Origin of the sequence: Pseudothioclava alba (genome assembly GCF_033100795.1) — a bacterium.
Lineage (GTDB): Bacteria > Pseudomonadota > Alphaproteobacteria > Rhodobacterales > Rhodobacteraceae > Pseudothioclava.
This window is the reverse complement of record NZ_JAWLVI010000008.1, coordinates 51,580-66,527: the sequence shown is the minus strand read 5'-3', so window position 1 is coordinate 66,527 and position 14,948 is coordinate 51,580. Positions and strand designations below refer to the sequence as shown.

13 protein-coding genes are annotated in these 14,948 nt (G+C 61.8%); 9 read left to right on the top strand and 4 right to left on the bottom strand.

Features of this window, described 5'->3' with window-relative positions; translation table 11 throughout:
- The first annotated feature begins 569 nt into the window (after positions 1–569).
- The gene (locus tag RYZ20_RS14625; protein ID WP_317674748.1) at positions 570–1,829 is read left to right on the top strand and encodes a tyrosine-type recombinase/integrase; all 1,260 of its coding nucleotides are present in this window, start codon (positions 570–572) and stop codon (positions 1,827–1,829) included.
- Between the two features lie 54 nt (positions 1,830–1,883).
- On the opposite strand, the gene RYZ20_RS14620 is transcribed toward RYZ20_RS14625, so the two are convergent.
- Positions 1,884–2,489 (bottom strand): hypothetical protein, encoded by a 606-nt coding sequence (locus RYZ20_RS14620; protein WP_317674746.1) that lies wholly within the window; start codon positions 2,487–2,489, stop codon positions 1,884–1,886.
- Between the two features lie 575 nt (positions 2,490–3,064).
- On the opposite strand from RYZ20_RS14620, the gene RYZ20_RS14615 reads away from it, so the two are divergent.
- The 5 genes from RYZ20_RS14615 to RYZ20_RS14595 are packed head-to-tail and all read left to right on the top strand — an operon-like array spanning position 3,065 to position 5,730.
- Entirely contained in the window at positions 3,065–3,313 is a 249-nt protein-coding gene (locus tag RYZ20_RS14615) for a helix-turn-helix transcriptional regulator (protein ID WP_317674744.1), read from the top strand.
- Positions 3,310–3,585, top strand: a complete 276-nt coding sequence (locus tag RYZ20_RS14610) for a hypothetical protein (RefSeq protein ID WP_317674742.1) — start codon at positions 3,310–3,312, stop codon at positions 3,583–3,585. The genes RYZ20_RS14615 and RYZ20_RS14610 overlap by 4 nt, the downstream gene beginning before the upstream one ends.
- Positions 3,582–4,007 carry a VRR-NUC domain-containing protein gene (locus RYZ20_RS14605; RefSeq protein ID WP_317674740.1) on the top strand — a complete coding sequence of 142 codons (426 nt, stop codon included), beginning with the start codon at positions 3,582–3,584 and terminating at the stop codon, positions 4,005–4,007. The genes RYZ20_RS14610 and RYZ20_RS14605 overlap by 4 nt, the downstream gene beginning before the upstream one ends.
- Positions 4,004–5,062, top strand: coding sequence for a helix-turn-helix domain-containing protein (locus tag RYZ20_RS14600; RefSeq protein ID WP_317674738.1), 1,059 nt, complete (start codon positions 4,004–4,006; stop codon positions 5,060–5,062). Before RYZ20_RS14605 ends, RYZ20_RS14600 begins: the two co-directional genes overlap by 4 nt.
- Positions 5,059–5,730: a hypothetical protein gene (locus RYZ20_RS14595; protein WP_317674736.1), complete on the top strand. Its 672-nt coding sequence runs from the start codon at positions 5,059–5,061 to the stop codon at positions 5,728–5,730. The genes RYZ20_RS14600 and RYZ20_RS14595 overlap by 4 nt, the downstream gene beginning before the upstream one ends.
- A gap of 298 nt (positions 5,731–6,028) precedes the next feature.
- On the opposite strand, the gene RYZ20_RS14590 is transcribed toward RYZ20_RS14595, so the two are convergent.
- The 3 genes from RYZ20_RS14590 to RYZ20_RS14580 form a co-directional block, all read right to left on the bottom strand.
- A complete protein-coding gene (locus RYZ20_RS14590; RefSeq protein ID WP_317674734.1) occupies positions 6,029–7,081 on the bottom strand; it encodes an ABC transporter ATP-binding protein in 1,053 nt (350 codons plus the stop codon).
- Between the two features lie 9 nt (positions 7,082–7,090).
- A complete protein-coding gene (locus RYZ20_RS14585) occupies positions 7,091–9,235 on the bottom strand; it encodes an ABC transporter permease (protein WP_317674732.1) in 2,145 nt (714 codons plus the stop codon).
- A 70-nt stretch (positions 9,236–9,305) separates the two neighbouring features.
- Positions 9,306–10,274, bottom strand: a complete 969-nt coding sequence (locus tag RYZ20_RS14580; protein ID WP_317674730.1) for an ABC transporter substrate-binding protein — start codon at positions 10,272–10,274, stop codon at positions 9,306–9,308.
- A gap of 284 nt (positions 10,275–10,558) precedes the next feature.
- Here RYZ20_RS14580 and RYZ20_RS14575 point away from each other — a divergent pair, with 284 nt between their 5' ends.
- The 3 genes from RYZ20_RS14575 to RYZ20_RS14565 all read left to right on the top strand — a co-directional run bounded on the left by RYZ20_RS14575 (position 10,559) and on the right by RYZ20_RS14565 (position 14,403).
- Complete coding sequence (locus RYZ20_RS14575; RefSeq protein ID WP_317674728.1) at positions 10,559–11,296, top strand: response regulator; 738 nt, start codon at positions 10,559–10,561, stop codon at positions 11,294–11,296.
- Positions 11,297–11,383: 87 nt separating this feature from the next.
- Complete coding sequence (locus RYZ20_RS14570) at positions 11,384–13,786, top strand: sensor histidine kinase (RefSeq protein ID WP_317674726.1); 2,403 nt, start codon at positions 11,384–11,386, stop codon at positions 13,784–13,786.
- Positions 13,783–14,403: an HAD family hydrolase gene (locus RYZ20_RS14565; RefSeq protein WP_317674724.1), complete on the top strand. Its 621-nt coding sequence runs from the start codon at positions 13,783–13,785 to the stop codon at positions 14,401–14,403. Before RYZ20_RS14570 ends, RYZ20_RS14565 begins: the two co-directional genes overlap by 4 nt.
- Positions 14,404–14,948: the final 545 nt, after the last annotated feature.

Genomic DNA, 14,948 nt, shown 5'->3' with positions numbered 1-14,948 from the left:
TGTCGTTGTGTGACGATGGGTTAGGGACAAATGCCAACGCCCACCGTTGCGGTGGGCGTTCTGGGCAAGAGACGATGGTTGCGGGGGCAGGATTTGAACCTGCGGCCTTCAGGTTATGAGCGGTAAGCTATTGATTTTGTTGGATCTTTATTTTTCAAGCACTTAGCCGTAACTCTTTGATTTTACGCGATAGGCCACTTTGTGATTGGCCGAGGTTCATTGCGTTTGGGCGGCTGCAAACGGATGAACTATACCGTAGATTGGCTGACGTATTGCTGACGTGAACCGCCCGATTGATCATTGCGAGCATCGGGCAATCCCGACCCCAAAGGGCGCCACCGACCTCGGATTGCGCACGCGGCCATCGGCTTTGACATCCGCACAATCCGCCCCGCAAACCTCCGCCGCACGCCGATCTTCGGTCCTTCCACCCTGCCCTGTTTTCGGCAACCGGAATGACTTCGCGATTTAAATTCCGGTTAATTCCTCAATTCCGGTGCGCTGGGCGTGGTTGAACTTGATTGTGCGCGCGATCTACGCGTCATGAGATGTTCAAAGGAGGGTTGAACATGGGTAACAAGCTGAAGTTGAATGAAAAACTTGTTCGAGATGCCGAGCCGATCGAGGGCCGCGATTACCTGATCAGCGATAGCGAGATCGCGGGCTTTGCGCTGCGGATTTACCGCTCGGGAAGCCGCTCATTCATTTTCGATTACAGGGCGAACGGGCGGCAGAAGCGATACCGGATTGGCCCCTGGCCGGAATGGTCGGCGAGTGCCGCGCGGGAACGGGCGAAAGAGTTGCGCCGCATGGTTGATGCCGAAGGCGATCCGCGCAGCGAGCGCGATCAGTCACGGACAGCGCCGCGCGTAAGCGATCTGATTGAAAGGTTTATCGCCGAGCACCTGCCCCGGCTGGCGGCGCGGTCGCGTTCGGATCAGATTTCCATGATGCGCAAGCTGGTCGAGCCGGAATGGGGCAACCGGCTGGTCACAGAGATCACCAAGCAGGATGCTGCCAAGTTTCTCGCCGAAGTTGCGAAAGGCCGCCCCCGGCCGCACAAGCTCAAGCCCAACAATCGCGCGCGCAAGCTCCAAGGCTGGAAACCCACCCCGATGCGCGCCAACCGTGTCGGGCAAGTGCTGCGCAAGATGTTCAACCTCGCCATCGAATGGGAGTGGCGCAAGGACAACCCGTTTCAAGGGTTTTACCAGCATCCCGAGAATTTCCGCGAACGGTTCCTCAGCATGGAAGAGATCGAGCGCGTGGCGCAGGCGCTCGACAAGGCCGAGGATCAGCGCGCCGCCTCGATCCTGCGCATGTGTATGCTGACCGGCGCCCGCGTGGGCGAGGTGAAGGCCGCGCGCTTTGAGGATTTCAACCTCGAATATGGCAGCTGGTCGAAGCAGGCTGCCACGACCAAGCAGCGCAAGGTGCACCGCGTGCCGATTTCGGCAGATGTCGCCACACTGGTGCGCCAGCGCCTTCTTGTCGTCCCGAAAGGCTGCCCCTGGCTCTTCCCCGGCGATACGCCCGGCCAACCCGTGCAAGAAATCCGCCGGTTCTGGGTGCGCATACAGCGCGAGGCCAACATCGAGGGGGTGCGCATTCATGACCTGCGCCACACCTTTGCCTCTTTGCTCGTCAGCAGTGGTGCCTCACTCGAGATGATTGGCCGCCTGCTCGGGCATACGCAAATGACAACCACACAGCGCTATGCGCATCTGATGGACACGCCGCTGCGCGATGGCGTCAATCAGGTGGCCGATATCATGCGTGCCCGACCACGGCTGGTGCATTCCGGCGAACCGCAGGTAAGGACCGCGTAACCGCGGTCCTCCATTTTAGAGCTGGCAATTTGCCTGCAGTGCGCCGGGCTGGGCTCAGAGCTTTTCCTGCAGGCGCCACCAGACCCGCGCAAAGCGTTTGCGCACGGTACTGGCATCGGGCACGTCGCCATCAGGGCTTTCCGCTGCAAACCAGTCGAGCATCATCTTCAGGAAGTCCTCCTGTGTGCGCGGCAAGCCCTTGATGGCCACCTCCAAAATCACATCCACCAGCATGCCCTCCCAATCGTAGTTGGCCGAGCGGCCGCCCCGGCGTCCTGTCTTGCCGCCCAAAGCCAGCAGGCCATTGATCTGCTCGAACTCGGCCACATCATCTGCCGCCAGCATCAGGTCTTCGAGGTGCACCTCGATCCCCGGCGCGGGGTCGGTGATGAACTGCCACTCGAATGCCCCCTCTGCACGGATGCGGCGCACATGGCAGCTTTGGTCGCGGCCGCGCGTAACGAAGAGCAATCGCGCAATATCCGTCGCGTTCACCCCCACCATACCAGCGACAGTCTCCTTGCCGCAGCTGACCGGGCCAATCGGCATGACGATCTGCAACCGTCCGGAAAATGCCCAACCACCGATATCGGCCAGGCTGTGTCCCCAACGGATGGGCAGATCAGAGAGCAGGAAATAGGATTTTGTGAGTTTTGACATGGGATGTTTCCCTTGAGCCGCCCACTGCCCGCAGCGCGGCGATCCAGTGCTGCGGCATTGCGATGCCGGAATGCGGTCTGCGCTTCCGGCCCGACGCCAAGGCACCCGGGTGCTGCAGCACAACTGCAGAGCCGAAGAGACCTTCAAGATATGCGTGGTGATGCGTCCGGCCCCTTGGGCCAGACTTCACGCTCTGACAACTCGCAGGAAAAACCTGCAACCTCGGTAGAGGCTCTGGCGCTGGCCAGGTGTCATTTAGAAACATCGCCGCTCCTGACAGGGCCATGGCCACCCCCTTCCGAAGCAACCGTTCCCTCTGAAACGCAAGACCGCGCAGCGTCTCGCGACGTCGGGCAAAAAATAATTCTGTTCGCCGGTTTCGCACTCTCCGGCGGCTTCAATTCGATGGTCAGCAGAATCGCCTCAAAACCCGCGCAACCCCACCTAACCCATTGTTTTATAATAACCGGAATGACCTTCATTTTTAAATTCCGGTTCGTTCCTAAATTCCGGATGAGGACGGATGCTTTCTTCGCTGCACCGGGAGGTTGCCCGGGTGAACGATGGAGAGAGCGATGTCGGTGCAGACCGTCGAAACCGAAGTGATGAAGTCGATCCTGGGGGAGTTGATCAGCCGCGCCGATCTGGCCACTGCGCTGCGCATGTCCCCCGAAACCCTCTGCCGCTGGGGCACACAACGCATCGGCCCTGCGCCCACCCGGATCGGCCGCAAGGTGTATTACCGTCGTGACAGCGTCGAGCAGTGGCTGCGCGCCCAAGAGCAGAGCATGCCCAACCCACGCCGCTCGGGAGGTCGTCGATGAGCTTCCCCCTGCCCTTTCGCAAAACCCGCGACCGCAACCGCGATCAGGCCCGACAAGACTGGATCGAGGAGCGCCGCCGAGAGGCACGCATCGTCGTGGCCGATGTGGCGCATCATTCCGATCACATGATCCGCCTCGCCTGCACTGTGCTGATCCAGCATGGCGAAACGCCCGAGGAACGCGAGGATGCCCGCATCCTGCTCATCGTGATCGATGGCAAATCGCCCGGACGTTCCGGGCGTGATGCGCAGGATCGGGAGGATCAGCCATGAATCGGCGCGGAACACCCGAGGCGGATCTCCAGCGCGCTGTCGTCTCCGCGCTGCGCTTTGCGCTGCCCAAGGGGGCGATTGTTCATCACTGCGCGAATGAAGTGACCGATCCTGGCCCGCGTGGCGCGAAACGCCAGGCGATCCTCGTTGGCATGGGCGTCCATCGCGGCTTTGCCGATCTGATCGTGCTCTGCGAGGGCCGCGTGCTTTTCCTCGAGCTGAAATCCCTCAAGGGGCGGCTCAGCCCCGCGCAGGAGGCGTTCAGGGAGGCAGTGATCGCGCAGGGCTTTGGCTGGGCACTGGTGCGCTCACTGGATGACGCGCTGGGCGCATTGGCCGATCATGGCATCACCACCCGTGTCGCGCGCCCTGTGGCCGCCCAGCGCGCGGATGGCACGCCAGAACGGAGGGCAGAGCCATGAGCCATGCCGCCACCCTCTGGGCCATCCAGCAGCGCGGGTTGAAGCCCGCGACCAAGATCGTGCTTTGGCAGCTCTGTGACCGGTTCAACCCGGATTACGGCTGCTTCCCCTCGCAGGAGCGCCTCGCACATGACTGCGAAATCAGCCGCGCCACCCTGAACCGCCACCTCGATATTCTCGAGGCGCTGGGCTTGATCCGGCGCGTGCGCTCGGTGGACCCGCAAACGCGTCAGCAGCGCCCGACCCGGTATCTCTTGCAGTTCGAGCAAGGCTTCACCCCGCGCGGCCCCGGCCACAGCGGCGATGGTGGCGAGGGCGCCGCGGGCCCGGCGGAGGCGTTTGACACGCGTTTCGCCCCCGAATTCCCGTGTTCAGAAATGAGACACGGGGGAACTGGCAAAAATGAACGCCAAAGCAACATGTTAGATCGTTCCGAAACCGTAACCCCGTGTCTCAATTCCGGTCACGGGGCCGTGTCTCATTTTTGCGCAAAGCCGTGTCTCAAAAATGACGTTTCCCGTGTCTCAAAACTGGACACTAACCTTGTAAGAGAACCTTTAAGTAAACCAGTAAAGGAGGAGGAGGGTGCGCGTGCGCGCGAAACCTTCGATGAGGAATTTTTCGAGGAGCTTCTCGCAGCGCTGGGCTTTGACCCGGATGGCCCGCTCCCCGGCTGGTGGCAGGGCTGGCCTCCCCGAGAGCACATCCGCCGCTGGGGCGATGACCTCGGCTTGACCGCTGCGGAAATCCTCGAGGCTGCCGAAGCCTCACGGCAGGAGCACCCGGAGCCACCGGATGGGCCGAAGGCGCTCGATCGCATCATGCAGCGTGCTGCCCAGCGCAAGGCTGAGAACGGGGCAAGAAAGCCCCGGAAAGCGAAGGCGGCCCCTGCCCCCACCCATACGCCGATCACCGACGTGCCGGCCTACTACGCCGATTTGGTGAACTCCGAGCGCTATCTGCCGATCAGCGCAATCTCCAACACGATGCGCGATGCGATGCTGGCCCGAGGCCTGGTCACCGAAGACCGTTTGCGCGAGCGAGGCATCCGATGAAATATGATCGCAAATTGCATGGGAGCGGCAGCGGCGCTGGGCGTGGGCGGCAAAAGCGCATCCTGTCGGTGCAGCAGGCGCTGGAATGGGCGTTTCGCATCGAGCATGCGCAACTCGATCTGCCGCAGCCGCCCGACCCTGAGCGTGGTCAGGGTTTTGGCTTTGGCCTCGAATACATCCTCATCCAACGCGCAGCGCTGGGCTGCAAGATCGACGGCGGGCGATACAAACTGGGCAGCTACACCCACGAGGATGCCGAGGTGATTGCAGCAACCGTGGCTGGGATGCCAGACAGCTTGGGCGGCAGACGCATGGCGATCCGCGTGGCAGAACTCGCCCGCGCTGGGCTGACGCCTGACTGGATGCCAGGTGCCGTGCCACGCTGCGTGCCGGTGGAGGTGAAGCGCAATCAGCATGGGGAACGGGCCACCACCATCGTCGTGGGGCTTGAACGGGTGTTGACGCGTGGGAAATGGCGCACGGTGGAGGTGTTAGCCTGCCCGGTGACATATTCACCCCACCCGCAGCAGATCGCCTCGGCGCGGCAGGCCTACAGCGACTGGTGCGCGGCGCTGGGCTGGCTGCGCGAGGGGTTGCAGGCGGGCGGGTTGTTGCGGGAGCTCGAGGTGACCGAGGTGATGCCGAGAGCGAGGCCGTGGATGCGGTGATGGTGGAGGCACGAAAGGGCGAAAGGCCTTCCCAGCCTCCGGATGATATCCGTTTTTCCTGATCGATCACTCAATCGTGACAACACTTTTCATGGCGTCGTCCCTCTGGGCATTCGCGCAGTCACTAATGCGCCGCCGCAAAGAGTCCCAAACCTGGGAACACCGGGCAAACATCGACCACGCAGGCTTCAATCGGGCCGAAGTAATATTTTGGGAAGGTTCATAGCTGTGGGAGATGACAGCAAACAAAAGAAGAAATTTGCCATGACAACAGTGAGCAACCCCTGAGAGGACGGCCCTAAACCTCCACGAGGCGCGCTGCGGCAGGTTCGAAACTGAGGTGAACTGCTTCGCCCTTACCGATCGGATGGGTCGTGGGCGGCGCAATGGCAAATATCTCGCCGAATTCGGTGGTAAGCGTGTACTGTATCTGGTTGCCGAGATATGCCGCATAAGCAACTTCAGCCGAGATGCGCCCCTCAGCGTGTTCGCGTGATATGGCGATCTGGTGCGGGCGCAGGACAAGCTGCGCGGCCCCAATCCGCCCGAACCCGGCAGTCACGGACAAATTGAGCGTTCCAAGACGCACCTCGGTCGTCTCGCCCACCCGGGTCACATCGACCGGAAGCAGGTTTGCATCCCCTATGAAATCGGCGATAAAGGCCGAGTTCGGGTTATCGTAGAGATCTTCGGGCGAACCCTCCTGCGCGATCTCGGCGTTTTTCATCACGATGATCCGGTCCGAGACCGCCATCGCCTCTTCTTGGTCATGGGTGACATAGATTGCGGTGAGGTTCAGCCGCTGCTGGATCTGTCGAATTTCCTCGCGGACATGGCGACGCAGCTTGGCGTCGAGGTTGGACAACGGTTCGTCAAGGAGTAGCACTTCAGGCTCCAGCACGATGGCACGCGCCACCGCCACGCGCTGTTGCTGCCCCCCAGACAACTCGGACGGGAGCCGATCAGCAAATCCCTCGAGCCCGACCAGTACCAGCCCCTCTTCGGCCCTCTGGCGTGCCTCGGTCTTGTTCATCCGCTTGACCGTGAGCCCGTATGCCACGTTCTGCACCACGGTCATGTGAGGGAAAAGCGCGTAAGACTGGAACACCATCGACACCCGCCGATAGGTGGCCGACAGGTGGGTCACATCCGCGCCTCCGATCAGGATGCGCCCCGAACTCGGCGGCTCGAGCCCCGCGACAAGACGCAGGGTCGTGGTCTTGCCGCAGCCGGAGGGGCCCAGAAGAGTCACCAGCGTACCAGGAGCAATGTCGAGATTGAGGGGCTTCAAAGCCACCACGGCACCATAATCCTTGGTGACGTTTTCGAAGCGAACGGATCCTTTGGTCATCGCATTCTCCTAATGGGTTTCAACCCGATCGGCCCGGCGCAGGGTGCGCCGACCAATCACGAGTTGCATGGCGAGGATGACGGCGAGCATGGTGACAATTAGCACCGAGGCATAGGCAATCGCGATGCCGTACTCGCCATTTTCGACCCGGCCGACAATGAAGCTCGTCGCCATGTTATGGCGCGCCGAGACGAGGAATACGACGGCCGACACCGAGGTGATCGCACGCACGAAGCTGTAGGTGAGCGCAGCTAGGATCGCCGGCCCCATCAGCGGCAGGATCACCCGGCGCAGCGTAGTCGCCGAGTTCGCGCCCAGCGTAATCGAGGCTTCATCGAGCGAAGCGTCGAGCTGGCTCATCGCCGCTATCCCGCCGCGCACCCCCACCGGCATATTGCGGAACACGAAGACGATAATGAGAATCAGCCCAGTGCCGGTCAGTTCGATCGGCGGGAAGTTGAACGCCATGATGTAGGCGACCCCAATCACCGTACCCGGGATGGCAAAGCTCAACATGGTCGAAAACTCGAATGCGTTCTTGCCGGTGAATTTCTGCCGCACAAGGAGGTAGGCGGTGGCAATCCCGACCGCTGCCGTCATCGGCGCGGCGATGGCCGAAATCGTCAGCGTGGTGAAATAACTGTCCCATGCCGCGCCGGTAAAGTGGACCCCCTTGCGGATCACCACTTTGAAACCGCGGATATAGTGCTCAAGCGTAAAGCTGTGGTCATAGCCCCAGAGCTTGACAAAACTGCCGAAGATGATGAGGGCGTAGAGCACCATGGTGAAGGCCGCCCAAGGCAGTGCCACCAGGTAGGCGGTCCACCGCAGCACCGAGTTCAGCGCGGCATGGCGACCGCTGTCGGCCTTCCCGGTCACGGTGGCATAGTTTTTATTTCCGACCCAGAATCGCTGTGCGAGGAACGCGCTGAAGGTGAAGGCCAGAAGCGTGATTGACAAGATTGCAGCCTTGGCCGGATCGGCGATAGTCCCAACGATGGCAAAATAGATCTCGGTAGAAAGCACGTTGAAATTGCCCCCGAGCACCAGGGGGTTGCCAAAATCGGCAATGCTTTCGATGAAGCCGAGCAGGAAGGCGTTGGCTAGGCCAGGGCGCATCAGGGGAAACGAGACATATCGGAAGGTCTGCCAGCGGTTGGCATCAAGGGTCTGGCTGGCCTCTTCCATTGACGGGCTGACTCCCTCTACCACACCGATAAGGACGAGGAAGGCGATGGGCGTAAAGCTCAGCATTTGGGCAAGCCAGACCCCCTGAAAGCCGTAGAGCCAGCGGGTTTTGGGGATGTCGATGGCCCAAGCGAGAAACTCGGTGATCGTGCCCGCCCGCCCAAACAGCAGGATCAGCGCAAGGCCGATCACGAAGGGCGGAGTGATGATCGGCAGGATGGTGAGCACGCGCAGGAGTTTCTTGGCCGGAAACTCGGTGCGGGTAAAAATGAGGGCGAACATCAGACCCATGAAGGTCGTGCCAGTGGCGGTGGCGAGCCCGAGCATCAGAGAGTTGATCGCCGGGCCACAATGGCCCTGACCGGACATACAGCCGATGCCCCAGACCGAGGACGAAAAGAACCTGGGGAAGAACTCGCTGACCCCGAAACCCGCCCCGCCCTTCAATTCGAATGCGCGAATGAGGATGAAGCTCAGGGGGTAGAAGACGAACATGCCGACCAGGGCAATGATGGCACCAACCAGCCCAGTGACAAAGGCATCGCCGCGCCCCTTACCAAGGCCTGAGATGCCGGTGGTAGCGAGGAAAAGGAGGGCCGCGGCGGTGACCAGCGCTCCCGCGCCAAGGCTCGGATTTTCGCCCGCTACGGGTCCGTAGCGGGTTCCGACCAACATCGCCTCACCGACGAGCAGGCCAAGACCAGCCGCCCCCGAGCCGGTGAGGGCGCGGGCTGTGGCCAGTTGTCTGCGGGTGAAGGCAAGCCCGATGCCCGCGCCCATGAGGCCCAGCGCTGGTAGCGTAAGCCAGGGGCGCCCAGTAACCGCCCATGCCGCACCTGGGCGGTTTTCGCCCACCAGCCCAGCAAGCCAGCCAAAGCTCCAGAACCCACTGTCAGTCATATACCACGGCAGCAAGGCCCAGCCGATCAGCCCGGCGCTCAGCCAAAACAGCGCTGTTGGTCTCATATCACCCGCCTCTGATGGAGCCGGCCCGATGGTATCCACCGGGCCGGTCGATTGTCAGATTCGGCGAGGATTACTCCTCGACGAGGCCACCCGCGTCCTTGACCTCGGCTGTCCAGCGTTCGAGCAGCCGGGCTCGAGTGTCCGAAGCCCCGTAAGTCTTGAAGTCGTAGTCAATGAGCTTGACCGCCGCCATGTCAGGCGCCGCCGGATCAGTGGCCGCATCGGGGTTCGACGGGATGTTATAGACCCCGACCTCGAGCCCGGCCGACTGGGCCGGCGCCGAGATCACATATTCAACCCATTTCTGAGCCGCTTCCATGTTCGGCGTGCCGTTGATAATCGACACCGCACCGACCTCGTAACCAGTGCCTTCGCAGGGCGCGACAATCTCGACCGGGAAACCCTGCTTCTTGAGGTTCACCATGTCATGCATGAAGCCGATGCCGATGGTGTTCTCGCCACGCGCGGTCGCCTTACCGGGCGCCGAACCCGACTTAGTATACTGGTTCACGTTGGCGCCGATTTCAGCGAGCAACTTGAACCCTTCGTCTTCGCCAAAGAGCTGCACCAGTGTGGCGAGCTCGGTATAGGCGGTGCCCGACGAGTTCGGGTTCGCCACCTGAATTTCGCCCTTATATTCAGGCTTGGCAAGGTCGCGCCAGCAAGCCGGCGCGTCGAGGCCTTTTTCGGAAAGAATCTCGGTGTTGTAGATGACGCCGAGTAGGCCGACATGGACGCCGACGGCCTTGCCGCCCGACATCTCGGTCATCGCCTGCGACCAGCCAAGCTGGCCCGACACATCGACGCCCGACGGCGTGGTAAGCCCCTCGGACGCGGCGATAAGATGCGGGTCGCCAGTGCCGCCCCACCAGACGTCAACTTTGGGGTTGCCAGCTTCAGCACGGATCTGCGCCAGGGTCTCGCCGGTCGACTTGCGTACGACGGCCACATCTATCCCTGTGTCGATTTCGAAATTCTGCGCCATCAGATCGCACCAAGCCTGTTCGTTAGAACAGACTACGTTGAGCGTATCAGCCATGGCGGCGGTACCGGCGAGCCCGGCAGCCAGGGCTAAGGCGGAAATTGCATAGGTTTTCTTCATGGCGTCCTCCCAGACTGTCCGCGGCCCTCCACCGCGGTCATGCTCAAGTGTGGCACCAGCCTTACAGCGAAAGCGAGCCCTTCGAGCGCAAATACCATGGCGTTTACCCGGGTTTTAGATGAACAATGTTACAACTTGGGGCTTGGGGGGTGACACGAGCGCTGCCGCAGCGCAACGTCATCCGGGTGGGCCGAGACCCGCGAAGGCCGGAGGAGGAGCCGGTGAAGATACGCGACCAGAATACCAGACCGCCGGTGGTTGCCGTCATCGACGATGACGCCGATCTGCGCCAGTCGGTGGCTGCATTGCTCAGAGAGAGCGGGTTCGAAGCCCTGTCCATGCCGGATGGGGCATCGTTCTTCGCCATGCGCGGGACGCCTCATGTAGACCTCGCCCTCATTGACCTCAGGTTGGGGGAGGAGAACGGGTTGGCCCTGGCGGTGGAGTTACGGCAGCGCTTCGGTGTACCCATCGTCATGCTGACTGGGCGCGGCGATGAGAGCGACCGGATCGAGGGGCTCGAGACCGGCGCCGACGATTACCTGATGAAACCGTTCAACCCGCGTGAGCTGGTCGCGCGGATCCGGGCCGTTCTGCGCCGTGCTGGGCATCCGGCCCTTGCGTATCCGCCGCGCGTCTCTGGGCAGTCGATCAGGTTTGGCGCGCACAGGCTGGACCTTGAGCGGCGCGAGCTGTTCGGTGCGGACGGTGGCGAGATCGCCCTGACCAATGGCGAATACCGGCTCTTGGAATATTTCCTGCGCAACCCCGGCCGGATCATACCGCGCGTCGAGCTGTTGAGCGAGCTCGGTAGCGACATCAACCACTATGTCGACCGAACCATCGACGTGCTAATCCTGCGGCTGAGGCGCAAAATCGAGGCGGTGCCTTCCAAACCCATCCACCTGCAAACGCGCCGTGGACAGGGCTATGTCTTTGTCACTGGGATGGGGCGCTAGCGGATGGGGTGCCAGTTCTCAGTTAGGGCAAGCGTCCGCGCACGGCTGTTCTTTGCTCTTGCGGCACTGGCCTTTGCCACGTTTTTGGTGGGCGCCATCGCCTGGACCGCACTGGAGCGGACCACGAAAAGGGTCGAGCGGCTTCACAGCGATACGCTAGAGGCGGTCGACAGAGCGCTGACCCTGTCGCGCCAGGCCGCCGACGTCGCAACCAAGGCACCTTTCATTCTTCTGCTCGACAGCCCCTTTCGTATTTCCCAGGAAGGCGACGCAACCCGCGGGATGGTCGAGGATATCCGACGCGCACACGGCCCGAACCCCTCCCTTGACCCGGTTTTGACCGATCTGGACGAGGCGGTGACGTCCCTCGTCCACCATATGCAGAAACGCGCGATCTTTCGGGACAGGACCTTGCGGATCAACGCAGAACTGGCCGGTATGGAGCGTCGGGTTGCCCGCCTTGTGGCCGGTACCGGCGCCCCGCTTCACGAGCGGCAGGACTGGTTCGCGCTCGAACGCCTTGCTGCGGCGCTGATCGGGGCCGGGCGGGCGGAAAACCTGATCGGTGTCGGCGAGTTTCAGCGCGAATATCACCGACTTCGGCTGGCAGCGACAACGGATAACCTAGCCAGCGGGCGGGCAGACCTAGACAGGATGCGCACGCTTGCCGAGGGCCCCGACGGCCTGTTCGATGCGCGCCGATTGGAATTAACACATCAGATCGCAGCGCGCGCCGCCCTCGACGCGGTGCGCCGGAATGCCGCTACGCTGATCGCCGAGGCAGAGGCTACCACGGCGCAGGCGCAGGGAGTCATCGCGGCGGAACGGGAGGAAACCACCTCAGCTATCGGACTTCAGAAAACCTTAATCTTGATCATCGCACTCTTTGCGGCGGCGCTGGCACTGACCGCGGCGCTGTTTGTCTCTGGCTATGTCACGGGTAACCTCAAAGCGGTTTCAGATGCCATGATGCGGCTCGCAGCCGGCGACAGATCCTCACGTCTACCACGCGGGGAGGGCGCCGGGGATGAAATCGGCAAACTGTTTTTCGCCTTTCGAACATTTCGGGCCAATACACTGCGACTTGATCGCTCGAACCGGCGGCTGGCCCAACGGACAGCCCTTTTTGACAACATGATGCGTGGCATCAGTGACGGGGTGGCCATCCTGTCGGACGCCGAGACGATCCTCATGCACAACGACCGCTTTGCCGAAATGCTTAATCTCGGGCCACACCATCCGGTTGCCCGTGCCTCGCTGGAAGTCCTCATCGGGCAGGCCGGCTGGGTGATCGAAGAAACCCCCACCGGGCGGGATGGCATGGTCGGCCCCGATGGGCGCTATTTCACCCGGCGCTCCAGTCCGCTTCCCAACGGCGGGCAGGTCGTCCTCCTCACCGATGTCACCGAGCAGCACCAGCTCGAGGGTCGAATGGAACAGATCCGCCGGATCGAGGCTCTGGGCAAAGTGACCGGCGAAGTCGCCCATGATTTCGGCAATGTACTGTCCACGATCAACGCCAGCCTGCACCTTCTGGACAATGCCTCGCCGGATCGCCTACGCGAGCTGCTCGGATCAATTACCAATGCTGCCGAGATTGGGACTGCTCTGGTCCAGCGGCTGCTTGCCTTTGCCCGCCGCCAGCGGCTTTCACCAGAAACGATAGAGTTGGGCACCCTTGTTGAAGGTGTAGCCGACCTCGTGGCCCTCGCGTTGCGCGACGAGATTACCTTCGAGATTGATCCCGGCGCGTACAGCGTGATCGTCAGGGTCGACCCCGGGCAGCTCGAAAGCGCGCTGTTGAACCTCTGCCTGAACGCCGCACACGCCATCGAGGGACCAGGGCGGATTACCCTGGCTGTAAGCGCAACCCCGCAGATCGCCCGGATCGACGTGACTGACACCGGCCAGGGCATGAGCGACGAGGTGCTCAAACACGCCATGGAGCCGTTTTTCTCAGCGCGCAGCGATGGCAGTGGGACGGGTCTCGGCCTAGCCATGGTCTATGGGTTCATCCGCCAGTCCGGGGGCGAGATGCTGATCCGGTCGCAGCTTGGCACGGGCACAACGGTGACGATGACCCTTCCTAGGGAACCGCTCCAGCCCGAGCCGGACGTGACCTCTAAGGACGTGTGGCGCCGGGTTCTGATCATCGACGATGATCCTGAGGACTTGGATGCCCATTGCCGTGCCCTTGCGCCCCTTGCAGGAGGCCTCGTAACCGCGCCCGATCTGGAAACAGGTTTGGCGCACCTTGAAGACGGTCAATTTGACCTCGTAGTGACGGACCTGTCGCTTTCGGGTCAGCCCAATGGTTGGCGGATTGCCGAGGTAGCTCTTGCCATGGGGTCGGCCGTAGCCGTGGTGTCGGGCCGTCTCCCCGAATGCCATCCGTTCTCTGATCGCCCCGGCAAGAAGCTTGTCACCTTGGCGAAGCCGCTCGATCCCCGCACTTTGGTTGCGGCCTTTTCAGGACCTGACGCCCCATGACCAGATTTCCCTTCAACGCTGTAATTTTTGACGTTGACGGCACCTTGGCGCTGACCGCGGACCTTCACTTCGACGCCTTCAACGCCGCCGCCCAGGCGCAGGGGTACGGCATGACGCGCGCTTGGTATGACCTGCGCAAGGGGCTTGATCGAGTTGCCCTCACCGAGGCATTAGCCAGAGACGTCATGGCGCAGGCCGGTTTCAAACTTGATCGAATGCAGATGGTTGAGGCCAGTCTGGAGCTGACCATAGCCCACGCCCGGGAGATTGCCGTAGAAAATCCTCCCATTGCCCGCTTCGCTCGGAGCCTCTCTGGCCGGGTTCCGATCGCCGTGGGCTCCAATGCCGAGACGCCGGTAGTGCTGGCGGTGCTGGACGGGGCCGGCCTGTCGAGCCTGTTCGAAGTTGTTGTCACCGTGTCCGATACCGGCCGGGCAAAACCGGACCCGGCCATATTTTCCCTCGCCGCCCAGCGTCTTGGCGCTGACCCGACGCAGTGCCTCGTATTGGAGGATTCCGACGAAGGGTTGGCCGCGGCACGGCGCGCAGGGATGATAGCGTGGGATGTGCGTGACCCGGCCATTTTAGCCCAGCTGGACGGGCTCGAGTCCTTCTGATGTTTGAAAGGCAACCGGAGCTTCGGGAAGCGGTCCGCTTGTCTCAGGCTGCTCAGATGCAGCTGGCGGACGATGTTTTTTGTTTTCCGAACCCATTACGTCAACTCTCCCGATTGAACATCAACCTCCACGAATGCCGAAGGTGCCACTTGTACAACACTTTGAGTGTTTGTTTTGCCTGCAGGGCGCGGAACTTTGATCTGCGTCCAACTGCGACCACGTTCAGAGATACGATTACGCGCGCTCGCGAGAACGACGAACCGCCTCCATGACCGCTTCAAGGCCCTTGGAAATATTTATTGAATTTGTCCCTTACCTCCCAGGGCCGAGAACGCCCCCCCCCCGGCATGGTTCCTCCCCGGCCCTTCACGTATACGGGGGGGCTCAGCGCGCCATTTCGCTAGCGACTGGCTTCCTCACCGGGGAATCCACCTGGAATCCACCTGCTGAGACCAAGGCTGATTTTTGATTCAACATCAGATGGTTAGAAATTTTCAGCGCTGGCTTCGGTGGAAGCCACCGGGAAGCCACCCTAGCCAAATCCA